Origin of the sequence: Cohnella rhizoplanae, assembly GCF_948329515.1 — a bacterium.
GTDB lineage: Bacteria > Bacillota > Bacilli > Paenibacillales > Paenibacillaceae > Cohnella > Cohnella rhizoplanae.
Map to the genome: position 1 here is coordinate 541230 of NZ_CAOJCN010000001.1, position 24720 is coordinate 565949.

Consider the following 24720-nt stretch of genomic DNA (forward strand, 5'->3'; position numbering starts at 1 on the left):
GAATGAAAAACGATTTGAACGTTGCCTACATCGGGACCGTTTACACCCACCATGCCCATGCGGATTTGAGTGAAATCAAGGAGATGGGGTGTACATCGATCAATTTGTGCGTCAATGAGACCGATTGGTATTTTTATCGGATATCGCGGCGTGAAATTCGGAGGGCAGCGCAGGAAATGGGGCTTAAAGTCTATTTGAATTTCCATGGATTCGGCTCATTCGCGACGACCCACACCGGGCATTATTATCAAATGCATCATCCAGAGTCCGTGCAAATCTCAACCCTAGGAAATAAAGGCGAAGAAGTATTATGTTGTCCCAACAACTCGGAATTCGAGCTGTGGCTGCATGAGAAGCTTGCGGAAATCATACTGGATTTACGTCCGGACGGCGTATTTTGGGACGAACCCGGATATGCCATTTACAAGGCGTTTCCCGACGAATGGGGATGCTATTGCAGCCATTGTCAAAGCAAATTTAAAGCGGAATATCAGGTGGATATGCCTGCGACGTTAACGGACGAAGTCATCGCTTTTAGACAAAGCTCATTGCTCCGTTTCGTGGATGGGCTCATGCGGATGGCTAAAAAACTGCAATCGGATATCGTGAATGTCCTCTGTCTGATGAGTTTTGACCGCAATCAGGAAGGGAACCGGCGGGCAGGATGGTTTGGCGTCGTGGATTGGGAACCGTTTGTCGCCCTCGAATCGGTAGACGTCTTTTCCACGGATCCTTATTGGATTCATGCCAGAGACTGGGCGTATTTCGATGTGAATACGAAAGAAGCCGTCGAACTCGCGCGCAAATATAAGAAGTCATGCCAAATATGGGTCCAAACCATGTATATAGAACCCGGGAAAGAACATTTCATCGGTGAAACCGTTCATCGGGCCAAAGAATTAGGCGCGGACGGCATCGGCGTGTGGGCGTTCCGCGGGGAATCCGGATCCCATCTTTTAAACTGGGGGGCCGATCCGGAAGAATGCTGGAGTCAAGTCGTCAGGGTTTATAAGGAACTATCCGCGAAAGACGGCAGGATGGAAGGCGAAGATCGAACGCATTCGAATATCTCCATTGGATAAAGCCGAGCCACCCGAATTAGAGTCGCGGTCCGGCCGGTGAGCGGTTTGATCTGCCGGGCCAGCAATCTCCTATTTTCCTCTCAAGCGAACTTCCCCTCACGTATCCCATCCACCAAACGAATGTGATGAATATTTACACAATTTTAAAATGCATTCATGCGAACGAACGAAAAACGAGCAATTACGTTAGAGAATATAACAAATGTTCGGTTTCTCGATTGCTCCCCTCTCCGCGAAGCTTCTAGAATGATAGCAACGAGGCGGAGAGGACCGGTGATTGCCTTGCGCACGCTGCTCATCAAGAACGCGAGAAACATCGTCACGATGGACGGGGAACGGACGACGTATCCGGGCGGAAGCCTGTATGCGGTCGACCAGCAGATCGTGGCGATCGGGCATGGCATTCCGTACGAGACGGCGGATACCGTCATCGACGCGACGGGGAAGATCGTCTACCCGGGGCTCATCAATACGCACCATCACCTCTACCAGAACCTGACGCGGAATATCCCGTTCGTTCAGAAAACCGAGCTGTTCGACTGGCTGATCACGCTCTATGACATCTGGCGCTGCCTGCGGCCGGAGGACATCTACCTGAGCGCCAAGGTCGGGCTGGGAGAGCTGCTGAAGAGCGGCTGCACGACCGCCGCAGACCACTTTTATTGCTTCCCGGACGGCGTCTCGGGCGAGCTGATCGACGAAGAGATCCGCGCGGCGTGCGAGCTGGGAATCCGGTTTTTTCCCACGCGGGGGTCGATGTCGCTCGGACGCTCCAAGGGCGGCTTGCCGCCGGACGAGGTGTGTCAGACGGAAGAGACGATTCTGCGCGATTCGCGGCGGCTCATCGAGACGTACCACGATCCGAGACGCTTCGCGATGGTGCGCGTCGGCGTGGCCCCGTGCTCGCCGTTCTCGATCACGGCGGACCTGCTGCGCGAATCAGCGAGCCTGGCCCGGAGCTATGGCGTACGCATGCACACGCATCTCGCGGAGACCAGGGACGAGGATGAATTCTGCAGGGAAAAGCTCGGCATGCGGCCGCTCGAATTCATGGAATCGACCGGTTGGGTCGGTCCGGACGTCTGGTATGCGCACGGCATTTACTTCAACGATGGCGAGATTCGGCGGCTCGCCCGTCATGGCTGCGGCGTCGCCCACTGCCCGTGCAGCAACATGAAGATGGGCTCGGGCGTCATGCCGATCGTCAAAATGCTGCAGGCCGGCATCCAGGTGGGGCTCGGCGTGGACGGCTCGGCCTCGAACGACGGCTCCAATATGCTCGGCGAAGTGCGCGCGGCGCATCTGCTCCACAATCTCATGCAAGGCACGACCGAGATCGGCGCGGAGGATTGTCTGCGCGTCGCGACGATGGGCTCGGCCCGCGTGCTCGGCTGGGCGGACGATATCGGCTCGCTCGAGATCGGCAAGGCTGCGGACCTGTTCATGATCGATTCGCGTCAGCTCGCCTATGCGGGCGCGCTGCATCACGATGCGACGCTGCCCGTGCTGGCGGGCCTGTCCCAGACGGTAGACACGACGATCGTTGGCGGCAAGGTCGTCGTCAAGGACGGCAGGCTGGTCGGCGTCGAGGAAGAGAAGCTGGCGGCGATGGCCCAGGCGGCATCGAACCGGCTCCTGAACGAGGCGTCGCTGCGGACGAAGATCGACTATCGCAAGATGCGCACGGAGCGGCGCTATCCGAATTTCTAAGGGCATGGCGCTCGAACGGGAGGTCGGACAGGATGTGCACGATCGGCGCGATTGTATGCAGGAGAGCGGACGGAGAGGCGAGCGTGCTCGGCTTCAAAAACTCCGATTCGCCTCCCGTGGGATATTGGCATGGCATCGCGGGCAGCGAAGGGGGCTATAAGGCGCTTGCTTACGGCATTCAGGCCCAGCACGGCATCAACGCGGGCATGAACGAGCGCGGCGTCATGCTCATCAGCAGCTACTTCGGCTGCGATGCGCCCCGCTCGGACGGCGGTACCGCGGAAAGCTATTGGAAAAACGATCTGCGCGGCGCGGCGCAGGCCGAGGCGCTCGCGCGCTGCGCCACCGCGGAGGAGGCGCTCGGGCTCGTGCTGGAGCGCTACCGTGCGGCCGCCGAGCCGACGGTCGGCGGCAGTCACGTCATCGCGGACCGGTCGGGCAGGCTGTTCGCGTTCGAGCACGAGGGGGACGAGACGGCGTGGCATGACGATACGGCTCGAGGCTGGACGGCGCGGAGCAATCAGGCGCTCGGTCTGATGGCCGCCGAGCAGGCGGCGCTGCCGGAGGCCGTACGCGCGGACCGCGAGCTGCGGCTGGCCCAGGCACAAGGGGCGCTGTCGGCGCTGCGCCGTGCCGGCAGCGGACGGGAGGAAGCGCTCGCCGCGCTGAAGGCGCTGCTGGCGAGCAAGCGAGGCGCGGCGGACGGCGCGGCAGTCGGCGCGGCGGGCGATATTTGCGCGGCTGGCGTCGTGTACGGGCGTTCCAATGCGGCGCTGCCGCATGTGACGCTGAGCGGGCTGATCTGGGACGCGGGATCGCTCGAGATGCATTATACGGCGGGACGGCCGGACAAGGCGCCATGGCGCATGATGAATCTGGCAGCGAGGAGGCGCGACGAATGATGAATCTGGCAGGCAAAAGGGTGCTTATCGCCGGCGGGGCGAGCGGGATCGGCGCGGCGACCGCGGAAGCGTACAGGCAGGCGGGCGCCGAGACGGCCGTGTTCGACATCTCGTTCAAGGCGAAGCGAAGCGGCGAAGGAAGGCTGGAGCTGCCGGTCGATCTGTCCGACGCGGCCGCGGTCGACGCCGCGTTCGCGCGTCTCTGGCGGCATTGGGACGGCCTCGACGTCCTCGTCAACAATGCCGGCGTCGAGCTGGTCGCCACGCTCGAAGAGACGACCGAGGCCGCCTGGGACCGGCTTATGGGCGTTAACCTGAAAAGCGTGTTTCTATGCTGCAAAGCCGCGCTGCCGAAGCTTAAGCAGTCGCGCGGCTGCATCGTGAATACGGCATCCCAGCTTGCCTTCGTCGGGGCCGGCAGCTTCACGGCTTATACCGCGTCCAAGGCGGCGGTCGTCAACTTCACGCGCAGCCTGGCGCTCGAGACGGCGGCGTACGGCGTACGGGTCAACTGCATCTGCCCGGGCGCGATCGATACGCCGCTGCTGCGACGCCAGTTCGAGGGCAAGCGGGGGCCGCAGGGCACGATCGACGATCTGGTCGGCCTGCATCCGCTCGGCAGACTGGGAAGGCCCGAGGAAATCGCGAACTGCATATTGTTCCTCAGCAGTCCGCTCGCGTCCTTCGTGACGGGGAGCGCGATGCTGGCGGATGGCGGATACACGATTCAATAACGGATAGCGGGGAGACGAAGAAGCGATGAGAGATAACTTGCTGATAACGAACGCTACGATCTTGACGGTGAATACGGGCGATGAAGTCGTGCACGACGGCGCGCTCCTGATCGAAAAGGGACGAATCGCGGATATCGGTCCATCGGCAGCGCTCGAGGCTAAGTATGCCGGCGTGGAAACGCTGGACGCAACCGGGCACGTCCTGCTGCCGGGTCTCGTAAACCTGCATCTGCACTCCGGACTCATCCGCGGGACGGCGGAGGATCTGCCCGTTTTCGAATGGCTGACCAAGTACGTCGATCCCAAGCATCGCGCGCTTACGGAAGATATCGCGTTCGCTGCCGCGCGTCTGAGCTATACGGAAGCGATCCTGTCCGGGACGACCTGCGTGATGGATATGTACCGCTTCATGCACAAGTGCGCGGACGCCGCCGAGACGCTAGGCCTACGCGCGACGCTGGCGCCCTACGTCGTCGACAAGCCCGGCATGGACTACTTCGAATCGCTCGATACGAACGTGCAGCTCGTGCGCGACCGCAACAAGACGGGCGGCGGCCGAATCCAGGTATGGTTCGCGCTCGAGCATCTGACCTATTGCACGGAAGACGCTTATCGGAAGGCCGCGGCTTACGCAGAGAAATACGATACCGGCATCCATACCCACGGCGAAGAATCGATCGAGATGGCCAGGCGTCTGCACGCGCAGACGGGACGCTGGCCGGTAGAGCTCTTCTATGACCGCGGCATTCTCGGCCCCAAGACGGTGCTCGCCCACTGCGTCTGGCTGCAGGACGCCGAGATGGAACTGCTCGCCCGCACCGGGACGGCCGTCGCGCATTGTCCGGTCAGCAACCTGAAGCTCGGCTCCGGCATCGCGCCGGTCAAGGAGCTGCTCGATCTGGGCGTCACGGTCGGCATCGGCACCGACGGCGTCAAGGAGAACAACAATCTCGACATGCTCGAGGAGCTGAAGTTCGTGCCGCTGCTGCAGAAGGCGCGCCTGCTGGACGCGACGGTCATCAAGGCGGAGACGGCGCTGCGGATGGCCACGATCGACGGCGCGCGGGCGCTCGGACTGGACGGCGAGATCGGGTCGCTCGAGATCGGCAAGAAGGCGGACCTGATCGCCGTCGACTTCCGCAAGCATCACCTGACGCCGATCATACGGGGCAAGTACGACAATGCGGTCAGCAATCTCGTCTACTCGGCCTCGGGCGCGGACGTGAACCATGTGTTCGTCGACGGCAAGCCGCTCATGCTGGGCCGCAAGCTGCTCACTGCCGACGCAGAGGACGTTCGCCGCTCCGCGCAGTCGGCCGCGGAGCGTCTGTTCGAGCTGCGCGAGCCGTTCGTGCCGGCTTGATATTCCCCGGAACCGTCCGCGCATCTCTGACTTCCCTATACGAGGAGGAACTTGGTTATGGCTTATAAAGTGACGAACGACGTTCTAGAGGTGCTGTCCCAGCTCGGACCTTCCCTGCTCGAGACCAAGGAGGCCCGGTCGATGCCCGCCGAGTGTTATACGAGCGAATCTTTCTTCGCGTTCGAAAAGGAAGCGGTGTTCGGCCGGAGCTGGCTGTGCGTGGGCCGGCAGGAGCAGGTGCCGTATGCCGGAGACTACTATACGCTGCAGCTGAACGACGATCCGATCATCGTGACGCGGGCCAAGGATATGTCCATTCACGTTATCTCCGCCGTCTGCCAGCATCGGGGCCATCTCGTCGCGGAGGGCTCCGGCAACTGCAAAAATTTCCGCTGCCCGCTGCACTGGTGGACGTATGGGATGGACGGAGAGCTGATCTCCGCGCCCGAGATGATTCGGATCGAGCCGTTCGACATTCTGAGGCACGACCACAGCCTGCCCCCGCTGAAGGTGGAGATTTGGAACGGTTTTATTTTCGCCCACTACGACCCGGACGCGGAGCCGCTGGCGCCGACGCTCGCCAAGCTCGACGAGGAGATGAAGAACTACCGCCTGCACGAGCTGACGGCGATGCCGTTCGTCGATATCGAGGGCGAGTGGAACTGGAAGATCATGATCGAATCCTCCATCGAGCCCTACCATACGAACTATCTGCACAAAGGTCCGCACGACTTCGCGCCAAGCCAGCTCGCCGGCTTCGTCGACTACGAGGACGGAGACGGACAGATCATGCATCCGACCGGCTTCACGCATATCGACGCCGGCTTCTCGCCGGACATGTCCGCGAACTTCCCGCCGATCGCAGGATTGACCGCGGAGCAGCGCCAGCGCATGACGATCGCGACGGTGCCGCCGATGCTGACGCTGGGCTTGATGCCGGACCAGGTGTTCTGGAACATCATCCTTCCGGACGGGCCGGGCAAGATTCTGTTCCGCTCGGGACTGCTGTACCCGCCGGAGACCGTCGCGCTGCCCGACTTCGCGGAGCGCTACGAGCAGGCCAACGAGAGCATCCAAGAGATTAACGCGCAGGATCTCGCGGCCAACGCCTCGCTGCAGAAGGGGCTATACTCCAAGCTGTCGAGACGCGGACGGTACGCGGCGCTTGAACGCACGCTGCCCCAGCTCAACCAATGGCTCGCGAGGCGCTATCTCGATTATGTGTCGGCGCAGGGGTTGTCGGTCGAGCTGGAAAAGGCTTGAGGGAGCGCGCATATGACGATGCCGATTCTGAACGCGGGGGCGGAAGGGGCGAGCTCGATCGTGCTTGAAGGCGCCGGGGGCATCAGGCTGCGCTTGCTGCAGCGCGGCAGCCCGCAGGGCCGCCCCGTAATATTTCTGCACGGCATTACGGAAAATGCATCCGCCTTCGACCCGCTCCTGCGGGCGCTGCCCGGCCATCTCCGTCCGATGGCGCTCGATCTGCGCGGCAGGGGCCGGTCCTTCAAGCCGGAGTCGGGGTATCGGCTGTCCGACTATATGGCGGACCTGCTGATCGTATGCAACGGCTTGAGCGGCTACGCCGAGCGGCCCGTGCTCGTCGGCCACTCGATGGGTGCGCGGATCGCGGCGGCGTTCGCGGCGACGTATCCGGATATGGCGGGCGGGGCGGTGCTCATCGATCCGCCGCTCTCCGGACCGGGCCGGGCCGCGTTTCCGCTGCCGCTGTCGCGCTTCGTCGACCCGAAGAAGGCGATCGACGAGGGGCGGTACGACGACTTCCGGTCGTACTATACGTCGTCTGGTTTCGATTACGAACGCAAGGCGCTGGAGCTGCAGGCGTGCGCGTTGCCGGCGATCGAGCAGTCGTACGCGGCGATGAACGCGGAGCCGTTCCACGCCTATTACCGGATGCTGCGCCTGCCCGCGCTGCTCGTCGCGGCCGGGCTCGCTCCCTTTATCTCCGAGGACGCGGAGGAGGAGCTCCGGGCGATGAATCCGGGCGTACGCACGGAGCGCTACGCGGACGTCGGGCACGAGGTGCACAAGCTCGCGCCGGAGCGGCTGCTGTCGACGCTGACTGCTTTTATCGCGTCGCTGTCGTGAGAGGCGCGGAGCCGCTCCGGCGGAAGGTTGAGATCAGATGTTTTACGAGATCGCACGGAGAGCATGATTCGGAAGCCGGCCGAGGGCCGGCTAACTTGATTCAAGGAGGCAGTTGACGTGCAGCATCACATTCAGGAAATCTGGCCGGAAGGCATGCCGCGCCCGGGCATTCCTTACAGCCCCGCCATCCGGGCGGGAGATTGGCTGTTCGTGTCGGGGCAGTCGGCCTCCGACCTGGTGACCGGGCTTGCGGCCGAGGCGGTCGTGCCCGCGGCGTTTCCGTATTATCAGGACGCGGTGGCGAAGCAGGCGGCCGTGCTGTACGGGCGCGTCGGCGCGATCGTGGAAGCGGCGGGCGCCAAGCCCGAGCAGGTCGTGCGCGTCAACCAGTGGTATGTCGCCGGCATGGCGTCGCCGGATTATCGGACCGGCGATCTGACGGTAAACAACAAGCGCTACGTGCAGGAGAAAAACCGTTACTTCACCAAGCTGAGCCCGCCCAGTACGGGCATCGGCGTTCGCGGCACGCTGGTCGAGGGAGCGTTAGTCGAGGCCGACTTCACGGCGCGGCTGGACGGCGACATACCGGAGAAGGTGTCCGCGCCGGGGCTGCCGAAGCCGGCGGCGGGATTCGCCGAGGGCGTGCGGATGGGGCACTGGGTGTTCCTGTCCGGCGATCTGGCCTCGGACTGGAAGGGGAATTGGGGCGCGGAGGCGTACGACGGCGGCGGGCTGAACGGCTTGGCGCCGGAGGCGCGCACGGGCGGGCTGTTCTGGGGCGACGAGCCGTGCGCCAAGCAGACGGATTATATATTGTCCCGGCTAAGCAAGGTGGCGGAGGCGGCCGGCACGAGTCTGGCGCTGGCGGTCAAAGCCTATGTATACCTCGCCGATCCGAGCGACTACGCCGCGTTCGAGGATACGTGGGCCAAGTGGTTTCCGGATACGTCGGCGGCGCCGGCGCGCATTCTCGTGCCGAACGTCGAGATCGGCGCCAGGGGCTGCCGCGTCGAGATCGGACTCGACCTGCTCATGCCTGCGGCGGCGCATCTGAAGAAGCCGGTCGCCGGCGGATGGTCGCCCAAGAGCAAGGAGCCGGCCGCGGTGCGCGCGGACGATTTGATTTTCTTCAGCGGCCTGATGGCGACCGATCCCGGCGCAGGTCTGGCTGCCGAGGCGGCGCAGCCGCCAGGTTTGCCGTACTTCGGCACGCCGGGCAAGCTGCAGATGCGATATATTCTGCAAAAGGCGAAACGCATCGCCGAAGCGGCAGGCGTCGACCTGCGGCAGGTCGTCAAAGCGACGCTGTACTTTACGGACCTGCGTCTCTACGCCGGCGCGATGGAAGCGTGGGCCGAAGCGTTCGCGGACGGGCACAAGCCGGCGGTCACGGCGGTGGAGATCAATCGCGGCCTGTGGGTGCCCGGCTGCGGCATTATGGCGGATCTGACGCTGTACGATCCGCAGGAAGCATGAGGCCGGCGGACGCGGCGGCAGGAGCGATGCTGGCGCCGCGCGGCAGACGGATCGGCATGCTGACGCCTTCCTCCAATACGGTGCTCGAGCCGGTGACCTCGGCCATTATGTCCAGCGTGCGGGGTGCGACCGTCCATTACGCCCGACTGCGCGTCACGCAGATCACGCTGGGGGAAGACGCGGGCGCCCAATTCGCCGCGGAGCCGATGCTCTCCGCCGCCGTCCTGCTGGCGGATGCGCACGTCGACGTCATCGTCTGGAACGGAACGTCGGGCAGCTGGCTTGGGCTCGATCGCGACCGGTCGCTGTGCGCGGCCATCTCGACGGCCGCGGGCATACCGGCGACGACGTCCGCGCTGGCGCTGGCCGAAGCCTACCGGGCGCTCGGCGTCCGCCGCATCGGACTCGTCACGCCTTATACGGACGACGTGAACGAGGCGATCGCCGCGCGCTATGCCGACGCGGGGCTGGAATGCCCGGTCAGGCTGGGCTGCGGATTGTACGTCAACGAGGAGTTTGCTTGCGTCGCGCCGGACGTCGTCGAAGCGATGATCAGACGAGCGGCGGCTTCGCCGGACGTTGAGGCGGTGGCGGTCGTGTGCACCAATATGAACGGAGCTGCGCGATCCGCCGCGCTCGAGCGCGAATATGGCAAGCCGATACTGGATTCGGTAGCGGTGACCGCCTGGCAGGCGCTGCGCATGGCCGGCGTGCCGCGGACCGGGCTGGCCGCGAGCTGGGGCGGCGTGTTCGATATACCGCAGGATGAAGCCTGCGGGGGAGGTTGAGCGATGGAGAAGCAGTCTATCGACCTCATTGCGGGCGCCACGGATCCTGCGCGAGACGGGCGGATCGACATACTTATCCGGGATGGAACGATAGAGCGCATCGTTCCGGCCGGACATGGAGTTTACGGTGACGATCGTCGCGTTTTCGACGCATCTGGCATGATCGTCACGCCCGGGCTCGTCGAGACGCATATCCATCTGGACAAGGCGTTCCTGTCCGAACGGCTCCCGCGTCCGGCGTCGGGCCTCGGCGAGGCGATCGCCATGACGGCGGCGCTTAAGCCGGGCTACACGGCGGAGGACGTGACCGCAAGATCCCGCCGCGCGCTGGACCGGGCGATGTCGTTCGGCGTGTCGGTGCTGCGGGCGCAGACGGAGATCGATCCGGTGCTCGGGCTGATCAGCTTCGAGTCGGCGCTCGCGCTCAAGACGGAGATGGCGGATCGGATGGCGCTGCAGCTCGTCGCGTTTCCCCAGGAGGGGATCTTCAACCGGCCGGGGACGGAGGAGCTCATGCGCGAGGCCGTGCGCAGAGGGGCCGATGCGGTCGGCGGCATTCCGTACAACGACCGCGATGCCGCCGAGCATCTGGAATTTGTATTCCGGCTTGCCGCCGAATCCGGTCTGCCGGTCGACCTGCACGTGGATTTTTCGGACGATCCGGACCAGCTCGCCATCCTTGACGTCATTCGCTGCACGCACGAATACGGCCTGGAAGGACGCGTCTGCGCGGGGCATCTGACCTCGCTGGGGTCCGTTCCGCCCGATCGTGCGCGCCGGATCGCGGCCGGCATGGCCGGCGCGGGCATCCACGTATTCGCGCTGCCCGCGACCGACCTATATCTAGGCGGGCGAGGCGATACGCACGCCGTCCGCAGGGGGATTACGCCGGCGAGGCTGCTCCTCGAGGCTGGCGTCAACGTCTGCTTCGGCACGAACAACCTGCGCAACGCCTTCACGCCGTTCGGCACGGGCGACCCGCTGGACATCGCGCTGCTGCTCGCGCAGACGACCTACATGGGCACCGAGGCAGATGCGCGTCTCCTGCTCGGCATGTGCACCGACAAGGCCGCGCTCGCGATCGGCTTCGACGACTATGGCCTCCGCCCCGGCGCGCCTGCCGACTTCGCGCTGATCCGCGCGGACCGCGTGACGGATCTGATCTGCGATCGTCCGCGCGAGCGCGCGGCGATCCGACGGGGCAGGTTGCTCGAGAGCGGACCTCCCGGGTCATACCGGTAAGGCGCCGAACCTGTATCTTCATGCGAGCCTTAGTGCCAATAAGCGCTCGCGCAACGTACTTCCAGCAAGCGCGCCTTCCCGGTTCCCGGGTCAGGCGCGTTTCTTGTCATGCGTGCCAGCCGCGTTTTCTTGGAAATGAAAACGAATACCTCAATCAGAAGTGGGAATACCTGTCCAAACTCTTACATTAAATCCAGGGTCGCTGTTGCTATTTCATGAAATATTCTGAATATATGTCATTAAACCTAACGCTACTGATTGTCAAAACGAAATAAAATCACTAATATGTAATATATATTAACGCAATAGAAGTCGGCATCCGATCCTCAACCTAAAGGAGTGGCGAAAGATGCATCTGACGGTAGAGCAAGCGCTCGCGGTATATCCTCTGTCGGAGGGCAAGCTGATCGCCGGCGGAGCCGGCAAGAGCCGCATCGTAAAGTCGGTCAATGTCATGGACGCGCCGGACATCGCGGATTGGATCAAGGAAGGCGAAATGCTGTTCACCACGGCTTACCTGATCAAGGACGACCCGGAGGAAGCGACGGCCTTCTTGCACAAGCTCCACCAGCGCGGCTCGTCGGGCCTCGGCATCAAGCTCGGGCGTTTCTGGACGTCCATTCCGGAGGCGCTCGCGGCCAAAGCCGACGAACTCGGGTTTCCTTTAATCGAACTGCCGTACCAATTCACCTTTTCCGACCAGATGAACGGTCTGTTCAACGCGGAAATGCGCCGCAGCACCGGCATTCTGCAGGATGTGCTCGACAAGCAGGTGCGGCTCATGCGCTTCGCGCTTCAGTCGGATCATGTCCGAGAGCTGTTCGACACGGTCGCGGAAGTCATCGGGGAACCGATCGCCGTCATCGGATCCCGCGGGCAGATGGTGTTCAACGGCTCGGACACGGCGGATGCGGACCTGCTGGCCGACTGGCCCTGGAGCAAGCATAACAAGTGGATCAAGACCGAAGGATGGCAGGCGTTCCGGGTGCCGCTCATGAAGGCGGGGCGCTGCACGGGACATGTGCTGTTCTTTACGCCCCGCATCTATCTGTCCGCCATCGAAGAGAGCCTATACAGTCAGGCCGCGGAGCTTCTGTCCTTCCATCTGAATTTTAACTACGAGGACTATCTGGAGTTATCCGTTCAACGCGACTTCGGACAGCTGGTCAAGCGCCATCTGCGCAACGGCATGTCGCATGAATCGCTGGAGGCATACGCGTCCAGATGGGAATTGAACGTATTCGAGGGCGCCTACCGCTGCGTTCTCACCGCTTGTCCACCGCAGGTTCGGGCGGATCAGCGGGCCGAACTGCTCGATGCGCTCAAAAACGAGTTTCTGAGCCATGCCCGCATCCAGGCGCTGACCGGTACGCATGTCGTGATGGAAGAAGGCTTGCTATCGCTCTTCCCCGAACCCGATGCCGCCGGCGAGGACCGGTTGACCGAGGCGTTGGCGAGCTGCCTGTCGGGACTGAAAGACGCGTGGAAGGGCGGCGCGAGAGCCGCGGTCAGCAGCCGCAAAAAGAAGGCGTCGCAGCTGGCCGAGGCCTTCCAGGAATGCGGAGAGGCGCACCGGCTGTCCGCGCAGTGGGAGCTTGGCGAGCCGGTCGTGCGCTTCGAGACGCTGGACCTCGCCTATATTTTCGAACAGGTGTCCCGTCAGCGCATGCAAACGTACTGCGATCGTCTGCTGTCCGGGCTCAAGGGCAAGGACCCGGATTATGTCCAGGAGATGATGCGGACGCTGGAGACCTATCTGGACAACGACGGCCAGCTGAATGAAACGGCGAAGAAGCTGTACATTCACCGCAATACGGCGACGTACCGGATCGAAAAGCTGGGCGAGCTGCTCGACGTCGATTTCAAGCGCATCAACGACCTGCTGCGGCTTAAGCTGGTGTTCCAGTTCCGCAAAACGCTCGGCGGAGAAGCGCCGAAGGCGCCGGCCAAGGCGAAATAACGGTATTTTCAAAAAAAAGTCTCTTCTATTATATAGGGTGGTTAACGACGAACCCGGGGCCGTAGGCCGGTGGAAGGAGCGATAGGATGGACGGGATGGAAGCGAGCTCGAAAATATGGATTCGCAATGCCGTAATCCTGACGATGAACGCGGATAGCGAGGTGATCGCCGGCGATGTGCTCATTGAAGACGGACGAATCGCGCGGATCGGCGGCGATATCGCGGCGCCTGACGCCGAGGTCATCGAGGCTGACGGGAAGGTGCTCCTGCCGGGCTTCGTGCAGACGCACATTCATCTGTGCCAGACGCTCTTCCGCGGGAGGGCGGACGACCTGGCGCTGATCGATTGGCTGCGCAAGCGCATCTGGCCGCTCGAAGCCGCGCATAGCGAGGACTCGGTCTACTACTCGGCGCTGCTGGGCCTTGGCGAGCTGATCCGGAGCGGGACGACGACCATCCTCGACATGGAGACGGTGCATCACACGGACGCGGCCTTTCTGGCGATCGAGGAGAGCGGGATGCGCGCCTTTTCCGGCAAAGTGATGATGGATCACGGTACGGAGGTGCCGCTCGCGCTGCAGGAGAACACGGAGCGGTCGCTGCGGGAAAGCGTGGACCTCCTGGAAAAATGGCATGGCGCGGCCCGCGGCCGTATCCAATACGCGTTCTGTCCGCGCTTCGTCGTCTCGTGCACGGAGGCGCTGCTCGTCGGCGTGCGCGACCTGTCCGCCCAGTACGGCGTGCGCGTACATACGCATGCTTCGGAAAATCGGGACGAGATCGCGCTGGTGGAGGCGGAGCGCGGCATGCGAAACGTCGCCTACCTGGATCGTATCGGCCTCGCCCGTCCGAACCTGATCCTCGCGCACAGCATCTGGCTGGACGACGAGGAGAAGGCGATCATCAAGAAGCGGGGCGTGAAGGTGACGCACTGTCCGGGGTCGAATCTGAAGCTCGCCTCGGGCATCGCGGACATCCCCGCGCTGCTCGAGATGAATATTCCCGTCGGGATTGGCGCCGACGGCGCGCCTTGCAACAACAATCTCGATATGTTCCAGGAAATGCGGCTTACCGCCTTCATCCAGAAGGTGCGGCATGGTCCGACGGTCATGGACGCGCGCAAGGTGCTGCGGATGGCGACGATGGGCGGCGCAGAAGTGCTTGGACTCGAAAACGAGATCGGCAGCATCGAAGTCGGCAAGAAGGCGGATCTGCAGCTGCTCGATCTGGAGGACTTTCACGTTTATCCGTCCTACGATGCGGATCTTTTCTCGAGGGTCGTATACGCGGCGACGCGCGGCGACGTAGACACGGTGCTGATCGACGGCCGGATCGTCATGGCGAACAAGCGGGTGCTCACGATCGATCGCGGACGCGTGTTGAAGGCGTCGGATCGTGCGCTACAAGCGCTGCTCGGGCGGATCGGCATTTAATTGAAGAGAGGGGGCGGCGCGCATGGAGGCGAACGACATCTTGGACCGGTGGGAATCGGAAGCCGCTCCCGCCGTGCTCGCGACCGTCATCGGCATTGAGGGGCATGCCTACCGCAAGCCTGGCGCGATGATGCTGCTCTACGCGGACGGCAGACGGGCCGGGACGATCAGTCCGGGGTGTCTCGAGAGCGATCTGCAGGAACGGACGTCCGGACTGCTGACGGAGGGGCGATGCGAGATCGTCCGGTACAACATGAAGCCGGACGAGGACGCGATGTGGGGCGAAGCCGTCGGCTGCGGCGGCGTCGTAGACGTGCTGCTCGAGCCGCTCGCCGAGGAGGCGGCGAATGCGCTTCGCGAGACTGCCGCGCGGCTCCGGGGCGGCATGGGCGTGTTGCTGAGGCGCTTCCGGCACGGCGCGGGCATCTCATACGCCGTCGAGACCGTCGAGTTTGATGCGGCCGCTCCCGGGCGTTCGTCCAGGCGGACGGACTCGAGCGCTTCGCTGCTTTTCGCGCAGATCCTGAGGCCGCGGCCGCGGCTGCTGCTGTTCGGCGCCGGCTATGATGCGGAGCCGGTCGCGCGTGTCGCCAGGGCGCTCGGATTCAAGGTGACGGTAGCCGATTGGCGGCCGCATCTGCTGTCGGGCGCCCGGTTCCCCGGCGCTGAGCTCGTGTGCGGCGAGCCGTCGGAAGCCGCTGTCGCGCTTGCCGCAGGACCTATGGATTATGCCCTCGTCATGGGACATCAGCTGCAAAAGGACAGGGCGCTCATCGAGGCGCTGCTGCCCGCGAAGCCGGCGTATATCGGCGTGATCGGATCGTTCCGGCGCATCGCGCATCTGTTCGACGGCCTGCCGATGCCGAACTTCGTCCGGGCGCCGGTCGGGCTCTCCATCGGCGCGGAAGGGCCGGAGGAGATCGCGATCAGCATCGGCGCGGAACTCGTGGCGATCAGAAGGCGAAGCGAGCGTGGGGAGGCGCATGAAGGCTATGAATATCGCGGGCATCTATATGGCGGCGGGGAGCAGCGCGAGGATGGGCCGGCCGAAGCTGTCCCTGGCGTTTGCGGATGGCGAGACGCTTGGCGCTAGGGCATGGCGGGCGTTTGCGGACGCCCGCGTTTTAACGCATCTGATCGCGGTGGTTCGCCCCGAGGATCCGCTCGATTGGCTGCCGGAACCCGGCAGCGCGGAGATCGTGCGCAGTCCGGAATCCGCGCGCGGCATGTCTTACTCCCTTCGTGCCGGCCTGCGGGCGGCCCGTGGGCATTCGCCGGACGCCGTGTTGGTCGCGCTGGCAGATCAACCGTTTCTCACGCCCGCGTTATACGGGGAGGTTACTTCCGCTTTTACTGCTTCGCCGGGGGTAGACTATGTGGCTTGCGGATATGGCAGCTTTTCTGCCCCGCCTGCGATTTTCTCTCCCCGATTGTTCGATGCGCTGGCTGCGCTTGAAGGCGATACCGGGGCGCGTAAGCTATTTTCGGACGCGAAGTATACGGGGATTCGGATTGGGGTGCCCGATCCCGATGCCCGAATGGATGTCGATACGCCGGCGGATTGGGAAAAAGCAACCGAAAAAAGGTGTAGAATGTTCGGAAATGGCGATTGAATCATAACTTATATGCACATATCACCCCCTTTTGTTCGGGAAGTGCATCGTGCACAATCGACGCATCCGCGAATTAGACGATTCTCCAATCCCATGTCATATTTGTTGACGCTAAAATGACGACCGCCTTATAGTGAAGGTACGTCATTGTGTACGCCAAGTTGACCAACAAACAGGGAGTCGGGGAGGAACGGTATGAAAAAGATTAATAGAACGTGGAGCGCAAGTTTGGTATTCGTCGTCATGATGGCGCTCGTCCTGTCGGGGTGCGGCAAGGCGAACAACAACGGCAATGCGGGCCCTTCGGCGTCATCGGCCGGTTCCGCCAGTCCGTCGGCGTCCGGCAGCGCATCGGCATCGCCGTCGGCGTCCGGCAGCGCATCGGCATCGCCATCGGCGTCATCGTCCGGCGAGGGCATCGCCAACCCGCGCGTCGCGTTCGTCTATATCGGTCCTCCGGGAGACGGCGGCTGGACGTACCAGCACGACCTGGGCGTCAAGTACATGGAAAAAGAACTGGGCATCAAGGCGGACACGGTCGAAAACGTGCCGGAGAGCGCGGACGCGGAGCGGATCATCACCGAGCTCGCGCAGAACCACGACATCATTTTCACGACCAGCTTCGGTTACATGGACTACACGCTGAACGTCGCCAAGAAGTTCCCTAAGGTGAAGTTCGAGCATGCGGGCGGCTACAAGACGAGCGACAACATGGCCACCTACTTCGGCAAAAACTGGGAAGCCAGCTACCTGAGCGGCATGGCGGCGGGCAAGATGACAAAGAAAAACCATCTCGGCTACGTCGCGGCGTTCCCGATTCCAGAATTGATTTATAACATCAACGCCTTTACGCTCGGCGCGCAATCCGTCAACAAGGAAGTCAAGGTGGACGTCGTATGGACCAACACCTGGTTCGATCCGACGACCGAGCGCAATGCGGCCGTGAGCCTGCTCGACAAGGGCGCCGACGTATTGATGGCCTACCAGGATTCTCCTGCATCGCTTCAGGCGGCAGCCGAGAAGGGCGCGATGGCGGGCGGCAACGACTCCGACATGACGCGGTACGCGCCGGCGGCTTATCTGACCAACCCGATCTGGAACTGGGGCCCGTATTACGTGCAGAAGGTCAAAGCGCTCATGGACGGCACCTGGACGAACGCTCAGTATCTGGGCTCCTTCGTGGACGGGATGGTCGACATCGCGCCGATCGGCGAGAGCGTCCCGGATGACGTCAAGAAGCTGGTCGAAGATCAAAAAGCGAAGTTCCTCGCGGGCGAAGACAACATCTACAGCGGTCCGATCCTCGATCAGGGCGGCGCGGAGAAGATTCCGAGCGGCAAGTCGCTGACGGACGCGGAGATTCTCGAGATGAACTGGTTCGTCCAAGGCGTAGTAGGCACGATACCGCAATAAAGCAGCATCGCAATCGGCAGGCGGGAGGGGGCGGCCCCTCCCCGCACGAAGGAGGACAATAACGATGCACGCTATCGAGATGCGCCAGATCGTCAAGCAATTCGGTTCGGTCGTCGCCAACGACCGCGTGGACTTCGCGGCCGGAGCGGGGGAGATACATGCGCTGCTCGGGGAAAACGGCGCGGGCAAGAGCACGATGATGTGCATGCTGTCCGGCGTCTACCGCCCGACGAGCGGCGAGATTCTGCTCGGCGGCAAACAGGTCCGCATCCGCTCTCCCAAGGATGCCGCGAAGCTCGGCGTCGGCATGGTGTTCCAGAACTTCAGGCTCGTCGCGACGCTGACGGCGGCGGAGAACATCGTGCTCGGCGAGCGCTCTTCCTTCTGGCGCGGCCCGAACTGGATGAAAAACAAGCAGCGGGAGATCCAGGAGCTGGCCGAAAAGTTCGGCCTGGCCTTCCCGGTCGACCGCCCGATCTGGCAGCTGTCGGTGGGCGAGCAGCAGCGCGTGGAGATCGTCAAGACGCTCTACCGGGGCGCCCGGTTCATCATCCTGGACGAACCGACCTCCGTGCTCACACCCGGCGAAGCGGATCAATTGTTCGAGACGCTGCGGGCGATGAAGGCAGAGGGCAAGACCGTCATCGTGACGACGCACAAGCTGAAGGAAGTCATGGCCGTCGCCGACCGCATCTCGGTCATGCGCAAAGGCAAGATGATCCATACGATCGACAAAAAGGATACGAACGAGCGCGAGCTGGCGAGACTCATGGTCGGCAAGGAGATCGCCGCGCGGCGAGAGCTGCCGCCGAGGACGCCCGGAAAGACCTTGCTGGAGGTCAACCGGCTGGAGGTCATGGCCGAGCACGGTCGCAAGGCGCTGGACGGCCTGTCGCTCAGCATACGCGCCGGCGAGATCGTAGGCGTCGCAGGCGTCGCGGGCAACGGGCAGAAGGAGCTGGCCGAGGTGCTGACCGGCCTTATTCCCTGGCGCCGGGGGCAGATCGAATTCGACGGCCGGCCGCTCAAAAACGCGTCGGTCCGCGGCGCGATCGAGGCGGGCATCTCGCACGTGCCGGAGAACCGGATGAAGAGCGGACTCGCAGGCAGTCTCGGACTCATCGACAATTTGCTGTTCAAGTCGTACCGCTCGGCCGACCGCGCGACGTTCGGCTTCCTGCGCATCGGCCGCAACAGAGCCTGGGGCCAGCAGCTGGTCGAGGCGTTCGACGTGCGGACGCCGGGCATCGATACGCCCGTGCAGCAGCTGTCGGGCGGCAATCAGCAGAAGTTGCTGCTGGCCAGAGAGATCCATCATGACCCGAAGCTGATGGTCGCCGTGCATCCCACGCAGGGACTCGACGTCGGCGCGACCGAAGGCGTCCACCGGCTGCTCGCCAAGCTCCGCGCCGAGGATAAGAGCGTGCTGCTTATCTCGGAGGATCTCGACGAGGTCATGCAGCTGTCGGACCGGATCCTCGTCATCTTCGGCGGTCGCATCGTCGCCGAGCTGGGCCGCGGCGAAGCGGACAGGGAGGTCATCGGCATGTACATGGCCGGACTCCACGGTTCGGAGGAGGTCGCGATATGAGCAACCCGCAAGCCGCGGCCACGCCGCCGCTCGAACCTGCGGAGACGCCCGGACGGCGGTGGTCTTACCGGATCGAGATCGACCCGGCGGGCGCCGGCAACCCCTGGTGGGTCACGCCGCTCTCCATCCTGCTCGCGCTGTTGCTGTGCGGCGTCTTCATCGCCGCGAACGGCATGAATCCGATGACTGTGTACGCCAAGATGGTGAACGGCGCCTTCGGCTCTTCTTTCGGCATTACCGAGACGCTCGTCAAGGCGATCCCGCTCCTGCTGTGCGGCATCGGCGTCGCCATCGCCTACCGCATCTCCGTCTGGAACATCGGAGCCGAAGGGCAGTTCCTCGTCGGCGCAGTGGCGGCGACGGCCGTCACGATCTGGTTCCCGGGATTGCCGATCTACGGCACGATTCCGCTAATGGTCGTATTCGCGATCGCCGCCGGCGGCATATGGGGACTGCTTACGGCGATTCCCCGCACTTATTTTCAGGTCAACGAGCTCGTCACCTCGCTCATGCTCAACTATGTCGCGATCCTGCTGCTCGATTACTTCGTATTCGGTCCGTGGAAGGATCCGAAAGGGTTCAACTTTCCGGGTACCCCGATGTTTAACGAAGCGCAGACGCTGCCGGCGCTGGGCGACACGCGGCTTCACTTGGGCCTCGCGTTCGCGCTCTTCGCCGTCGTCCTGTACGGTCTGCTCGTCAAGTACACGAAGTGGGGCTACGAGCTGCGGCTCATCGGCGCCAACCCCGAAGCCGCCAAGAACGCCGGCATCCCGATCAAGCGCCATATCCTGCTCGTCATGCTGATCAGCGGCGGTCTCGCCGGACTGGCCGGCATGGCCGAGGTGTCGGGCGTCTCGCATCGGCTCATGTACGGCATCTCTCCCGGCTACGGCTACACGGCGATCATCGTCGCCTGGCTCGCCAAGCTCAATCCCGCGGGTCTCGTCGTCTCCGCCGTCCTGTTCGGCGGCCTGATCGTCGGCGGCTATAGCGTGCAGACGATCGGCCTGCCGTCGTCCATCTCCAACATGATACAGGGCGCGATCCTGTTCTTCCTGATCGCCGGCGGCATGCTCGGCAAGTTCCGGCTGCGGCGCAACGCATAGAGAGGAGAGGCCGACCATGGATACGTTCACGCAGATCGTCATCGCCGCGATCTCTTCCGGCACGCCGCTCCTGTTCGCCGCGCTCGGCGGCATACTCATCGAACGCTCCGGCATCATTCAGCTCGGCGCGGAGGGCATCATGCTGCTCGGCGCCGTCATCTCCTGCATGACCTTCATCCAAACGGGCAGCCTGCCCCTCGCGTTGCTCGCGGTCGCGGGCATCAGCATCGCGCTCGGCCTCGTTCACGCCTTTATGACGGTCACCCTGCGGGCGAACCAGACCGTCAGCGGCCTGGCCATGACTCTGTTCGGCACGGGTCTGAGCGCCTACCTCGGCAAGTCGGTCGCGGGCACGCCGGTTCCGGGCTCGGTGCCGAAGCTCGATCTGGACTTCCTGGACGGCGTACCTTTTCTCGGCGACGTATTCGGGCATCTCAACGTGCTGACCTGGTTCAGCTTCGCGCTGGTCGTCGTCCTGCACTTGTTCATCCACCGCACCTCCTGGGGCCTGCATCTGCGCGCCATCGGCGACAATCCGGCGACCGCCGACGTCATGGGCATCCGCGTGCAGACATTCCGTTACGGCTACGTCATCGCCGGCACGATCCTGATCGGCCTGGCCGGCGCCGACATGCTGCTCGCTTATTCGCCGACCTGGACCGAAGGCATGACCGCGGGACGCGGCTGGATCGCCGTCGCGCTGATCATATTCGCCCGATGGAATCCGATCCGCGCCTTGCTGTGCGCTTATTTCTTCGGCGCGATGGACACGATCGGCTTCAAGATCCAGCTGATCGGCAGCGAGATTCCTTCCTACTTCCTCAAGATGATTCCTTACATCGTTACGATTCTCGTCCTCATGTATCTCGGCTGGCGCAGCCGCAACAAGCTGTCCGGCACGCCGCAGTCGCTCGGGCTGCCGTATATCCGGGAGCAGCGCTTCTAGTCAAAGTCAGGACGAAGGGGGAGAGCGCAATGGCCTATCCGCACGGGGAGCTCCTCCGGTCTCCCTCCGTATGGCAGCCTGTCTCCGCCGAGGAAGCTTGGCGGTTGAAACGGGAAATAGGTACGGGCGCTTCGTTCGTCGCAGGGGGCACGCTGCTGCGAACGCAGTGGGAAGCGGGCCTCGCCCCGTACCCCGCGCATATGATCGATCTGACCGGCGTCGCGGAATTGAGCGGCTGCGGGCCGGTAGACGAAGAAGACGGCGGCTGGCGGATCGGCGCGATTACGACGCTGGCGCAGTGCCGCAGCCACGCCGGACTCTTCGCCGCGTATCCGCTGATCATGGAAGCCGCGCGCACGATCGCGGCCCCCGCGGTGCGCAACCTGGCGACGATCGGCGGCAACGCGCTCTCCCGCACGGGCGACATGGCGACCGCGCTGCTCGCGCTGGATAGCGAGCTGCTCTGGCAGAACGATGCCGGCACGGTGCTTGAACCGCTGTCCGATTGGCTGGACCGGGAGCGCGCGGGCTTGAGCGGCGCGCCGGGCTTGCTGATCGCGATCTTATTGCCCGCCGCCTGTCGCATGCCGATAACGCCGAACGCAAGGCGCAGATGCGCTTTTCATAAAGTCGGCCGCCGGGAAGCCTTTATCCCGCCGGTCGTGAACGTGGCATTGAACGTCGAGCTGGACGGAGACGGCGCTGTGGCGGACATCCGGATCTCCGCCGGCGGAGGGACCATGATCCCCGCGAGGCTCGCCGCGGCCGAAGCGCTGGTTCGGGGACGCTTGCCGGACGCTGCGCTGCTCGAAGAACTGCACGCGGTCGTCATGGGCGAATACGCGCCTATGCCGGATCCGCTTGTCGGCGAGGATTACCGGCGGATGACCGCGGCCAATCTCGCCGCCGCCGCGCTCTGGCAGGCGAGCGGAGCCGGCGGCCGCGGACCTGGAGAGGGGGAAAAGCCATGCTGCTGAACCGGGAAACGAGCGGCGGCCGCTGGCGCATCCGTCCCGACGGCACGGGCAAGGTGACGGGCAAGCTGGCGTACCTGACCGACCTGTCGCTGCCGAACATGCTGATCGGCCGCGTGCTCCGCAGTCCCCATCCGCATGCTTATATACGCCGAATAGACGTGTCCAAGGCGCTCGCGATGCCGGGCGTGCACGCGGCGCTGACCGCGAAGGACGTGCCGGGGCTCAACCGCTTCGGCATCGCGCGTCCGGATTATCCCGTCTTCTGCGAGGACCGCGTCCGCTTCATCGGGGATGCCGTCGCCGCGGTCGGCGCCGAGACGGCGGAGCTGGCGGAGCTGGCGCTCGCGGCGATCGAGGTCGAATACGAGCCGCTGCCGGTCGTGGACGATCCGGAGCGCGCCATCCTGGACGATGCGCCGCTGCTGTATCCCGAAGGCAATGTTTTTCACCGCAACGAATTCAAGTTCGGGGACATCGAAGCCGGATTCGCCGCGGCCGCGCATATCGTCGAGGAGACTTATTCGACGCCCAGACAGATGCATACGTATATGGAAACCGAAGGCGGTCTATTCGTGCCCGGCGAGGACGGCAGGCTGACCGCCTATTCCCCGACGCAGCATGGCTTCATGGACCGGATGCAGCTGTCCCGCATCCTGGCTAAGCCGGAGGCGGAGATCCGCGTCGTCTCGAGCCCGATCGGCGGCTCGTTCGGCGGGAAGGACGAGCTGAACGTGCAGCCGTACGGCGCCTTGCTGGCGCTGGCGACCGGTCGTCCCGTGAAGCTGCACAACTCCAGGTGGGAGTCGGTCCGCGCCGGCCTCAAGCGGCATCCGATGAAGATTAGGATGAAAACGGGCGTGGACGCCGACGGGCGGCTCGTCGCGCACCGGGCGTACGTCGTCGCCGACAAGGGTCCGTATTCGACGCTGGGCGCCGAGGTGCTGAACTTCGCGACGGAGCACGTCGTCGGTCCCTACCGCTACGGGGCGGTCGACGTGGACACCGTATCGGCATACACGAACAACGGGATGTCCGGCGAATTCAGGGGCTTCGGCGGCAATCAGGCGATCTTCGCCCTGGAAGGGCAGCTCGATCGGCTCGCCGCGCTGCTCGGCATGGATCCTTGGGAGCTCCGGCGGCGCAACCTGCGGCAGGCGGAGGATCCGGGTCCGCTCGGCCAGCCGATCTCGGTGACGGGCGGCGCGGGCCAGGTGTGGGAGTCGCTCGCGGGGAGCGCGCTGTGGGGACGGAGAAGCGACCCGGCGCTGCGGTCTTCGTCGACCGCGCCGTGGCTCCTTTGCGGCATCGGCTCGGCATACGTGATGCACGGCGCGGGCCTGGGCGTCGGCATCCCCGACCCCGCGGGCGGCAGGCTCGAGCTGCGCGCCGACGGCAAGATCGAGGCGGCGTTCGGCTACGAGGAGTTCGGCCAAGGGCTGATCGCGTCGCTCACGCAGATGCTCGTCGAGATGTTCGGCTTCGCCGAGCGCGACATCGTCGTCACGATCGGCGATACGGACGTCGTCCCCGACAGCGGCTCCACGACGGCGTCGCGGGCGACGAGCATGATGTGGCAGTCGCTGAGGCGGATGCGCGGGCCGTTCGGCGGGAAGCTGCTTGAAGCGGCTTCCGTCGCGCTCGGCAAGCCGGCCGACGCGCTCGCGCTCGGCGAAGGCGGGATCCGCGCCGCGGAGAACGGCCGGCTGCTGATGAACTATGCGTCGCTGGCTGCGTCGCTGGCTGCGTCGTCGGCCCAGCCGATCCGGACGCAGACGCGCTTCAGCTATCCGACGTCGCCCGTCGACCGCGTCGGCGCGCACTACATGTATTCGTACGCCGCCGTCGCGGTGGAGGTCGAGGTGAACACGCTGACGGGGCGCGTCCGCGTGACCGATCAGTACCATGCCGTCGCGGCCGGCCCCGTGATCAATCCCCAGGGCTATCTCGGTCAGATCGAAGGCGGCAGCAGCATGGCGCTCGGCTTCGCCCTGACGGAGGACGCCGTGATGGATGGCGGTCATTACGTGACCAAGAACCTGGATACCTATCTGGTGCCGACGATCGTCGAGCAGAGCGGCGGGGTGACGGTGGACGCGATCGAGGAGCTGCCCGAAGGCGACGAGCACGGCCCGCGGGGGATCGGCGAGCTCGGCTCGGTGGGACTGGCGCCCGCCATCGCGGAGGCCGTCTATCAGGCGACGGGCAAGCGGGTGAGCAAGCTGCCGATCGATCCGGCGCTGCTGCAGGAACGCTTTCGGTTTGATTAGGAGAATCG

20 protein-coding genes are annotated in these 24720 nt (G+C 63.9%); all 20 read left to right on the forward strand.

Annotated elements, in window-relative coordinates; genetic code table 11:
* Positions 1-2: 2 nt before the first annotated feature.
* Positions 3-1082, forward strand: coding sequence for a hypothetical protein (locus PQG80_RS02410; protein WP_271749525.1), 1080 nt, complete (start codon positions 3-5; stop codon positions 1080-1082).
* A gap of 273 nt (positions 1083-1355) precedes the next feature.
* Complete coding sequence (locus PQG80_RS02415) at positions 1356-2792, forward strand: 8-oxoguanine deaminase (protein ID WP_271749526.1); 1437 nt, start codon at positions 1356-1358, stop codon at positions 2790-2792.
* Between the two features lie 32 nt (positions 2793-2824).
* Complete coding sequence (locus PQG80_RS02420; RefSeq protein ID WP_271749527.1) at positions 2825-3694, forward strand: C45 family peptidase; 870 nt, start codon at positions 2825-2827, stop codon at positions 3692-3694.
* The gene (locus PQG80_RS02425; protein WP_271749528.1) at positions 3691-4428 is read left to right on the forward strand and encodes an SDR family NAD(P)-dependent oxidoreductase; all 738 of its coding nucleotides are present in this window, start codon (positions 3691-3693) and stop codon (positions 4426-4428) included. The genes PQG80_RS02420 and PQG80_RS02425 overlap by 4 nt, the downstream gene beginning before the upstream one ends.
* 25 nt (positions 4429-4453) lie before the next feature.
* Positions 4454-5791 carry an amidohydrolase family protein gene (locus tag PQG80_RS02430; RefSeq protein ID WP_271749529.1) on the forward strand — a complete coding sequence of 446 codons (1338 nt, stop codon included), beginning with the start codon at positions 4454-4456 and terminating at the stop codon, positions 5789-5791.
* A gap of 57 nt (positions 5792-5848) precedes the next feature.
* The gene (locus PQG80_RS02435; protein ID WP_271749530.1) at positions 5849-7054 is read left to right on the forward strand and encodes an aromatic ring-hydroxylating oxygenase subunit alpha; all 1206 of its coding nucleotides are present in this window, start codon (positions 5849-5851) and stop codon (positions 7052-7054) included.
* Positions 7055-7066: 12 nt separating this feature from the next.
* Positions 7067-7897, forward strand: a complete 831-nt coding sequence (locus PQG80_RS02440; protein WP_271749531.1) for an alpha/beta fold hydrolase — start codon at positions 7067-7069, stop codon at positions 7895-7897.
* Between the two features lie 117 nt (positions 7898-8014).
* The gene (locus PQG80_RS02445; protein ID WP_271749532.1) at positions 8015-9373 is read left to right on the forward strand and encodes a RidA family protein; all 1359 of its coding nucleotides are present in this window, start codon (positions 8015-8017) and stop codon (positions 9371-9373) included.
* Positions 9370-10161, forward strand: a complete 792-nt coding sequence (locus PQG80_RS02450; RefSeq protein WP_271749533.1) for a maleate cis-trans isomerase family protein — start codon at positions 9370-9372, stop codon at positions 10159-10161. The genes PQG80_RS02445 and PQG80_RS02450 overlap by 4 nt, the downstream gene beginning before the upstream one ends.
* Before the next feature lie 3 nt (positions 10162-10164).
* A complete protein-coding gene (locus PQG80_RS02455; RefSeq protein WP_271749534.1) occupies positions 10165-11403 on the forward strand; it encodes an amidohydrolase family protein in 1239 nt (412 codons plus the stop codon).
* Positions 11404-11752: 349 nt separating this feature from the next.
* The gene (locus PQG80_RS02460) at positions 11753-13363 is read left to right on the forward strand and encodes a PucR family transcriptional regulator (RefSeq protein WP_271749535.1); all 1611 of its coding nucleotides are present in this window, start codon (positions 11753-11755) and stop codon (positions 13361-13363) included.
* An 86-nt stretch (positions 13364-13449) separates the two neighbouring features.
* Positions 13450-14796 carry a 5'-deoxyadenosine deaminase gene (locus tag PQG80_RS02465; RefSeq protein WP_271749536.1) on the forward strand — a complete coding sequence of 449 codons (1347 nt, stop codon included), beginning with the start codon at positions 13450-13452 and terminating at the stop codon, positions 14794-14796.
* 22 nt (positions 14797-14818) lie between these two features.
* Positions 14819-15889 carry an XdhC family protein gene (locus tag PQG80_RS02470; protein ID WP_271749537.1) on the forward strand — a complete coding sequence of 357 codons (1071 nt, stop codon included), beginning with the start codon at positions 14819-14821 and terminating at the stop codon, positions 15887-15889.
* Positions 15834-16409 carry a nucleotidyltransferase family protein gene (locus PQG80_RS02475; protein WP_271749538.1) on the forward strand — a complete coding sequence of 192 codons (576 nt, stop codon included), beginning with the start codon at positions 15834-15836 and terminating at the stop codon, positions 16407-16409. The genes PQG80_RS02470 and PQG80_RS02475 overlap by 56 nt, the downstream gene beginning before the upstream one ends.
* 195 nt (positions 16410-16604) lie before the next feature.
* Positions 16605-17822, forward strand: a complete 1218-nt coding sequence (locus tag PQG80_RS02480) for a BMP family ABC transporter substrate-binding protein (RefSeq protein WP_271749539.1) — start codon at positions 16605-16607, stop codon at positions 17820-17822.
* A 64-nt stretch (positions 17823-17886) separates the two neighbouring features.
* Positions 17887-19413 carry an ABC transporter ATP-binding protein gene (locus PQG80_RS02485; RefSeq protein ID WP_271749540.1) on the forward strand — a complete coding sequence of 509 codons (1527 nt, stop codon included), beginning with the start codon at positions 17887-17889 and terminating at the stop codon, positions 19411-19413.
* The gene (locus PQG80_RS02490; protein WP_271749542.1) at positions 19410-20522 is read left to right on the forward strand and encodes an ABC transporter permease; all 1113 of its coding nucleotides are present in this window, start codon (positions 19410-19412) and stop codon (positions 20520-20522) included. The genes PQG80_RS02485 and PQG80_RS02490 overlap by 4 nt, the downstream gene beginning before the upstream one ends.
* Positions 20523-20538: 16 nt before the next feature.
* Positions 20539-21468 (forward strand): ABC transporter permease, encoded by a 930-nt coding sequence (locus PQG80_RS02495; protein WP_271749543.1) that lies wholly within the window; start codon positions 20539-20541, stop codon positions 21466-21468.
* A 29-nt stretch (positions 21469-21497) separates the two neighbouring features.
* Complete coding sequence (locus PQG80_RS02500; protein WP_271749544.1) at positions 21498-22445, forward strand: FAD binding domain-containing protein; 948 nt, start codon at positions 21498-21500, stop codon at positions 22443-22445.
* Positions 22436-24712, forward strand: coding sequence for a xanthine dehydrogenase subunit D (gene pucD, locus PQG80_RS02505; RefSeq protein ID WP_271749545.1), 2277 nt, complete (start codon positions 22436-22438; stop codon positions 24710-24712). Before PQG80_RS02500 ends, pucD begins: the two co-directional genes overlap by 10 nt.
* The last annotated feature ends 8 nt before the right edge of the window (positions 24713-24720 follow it).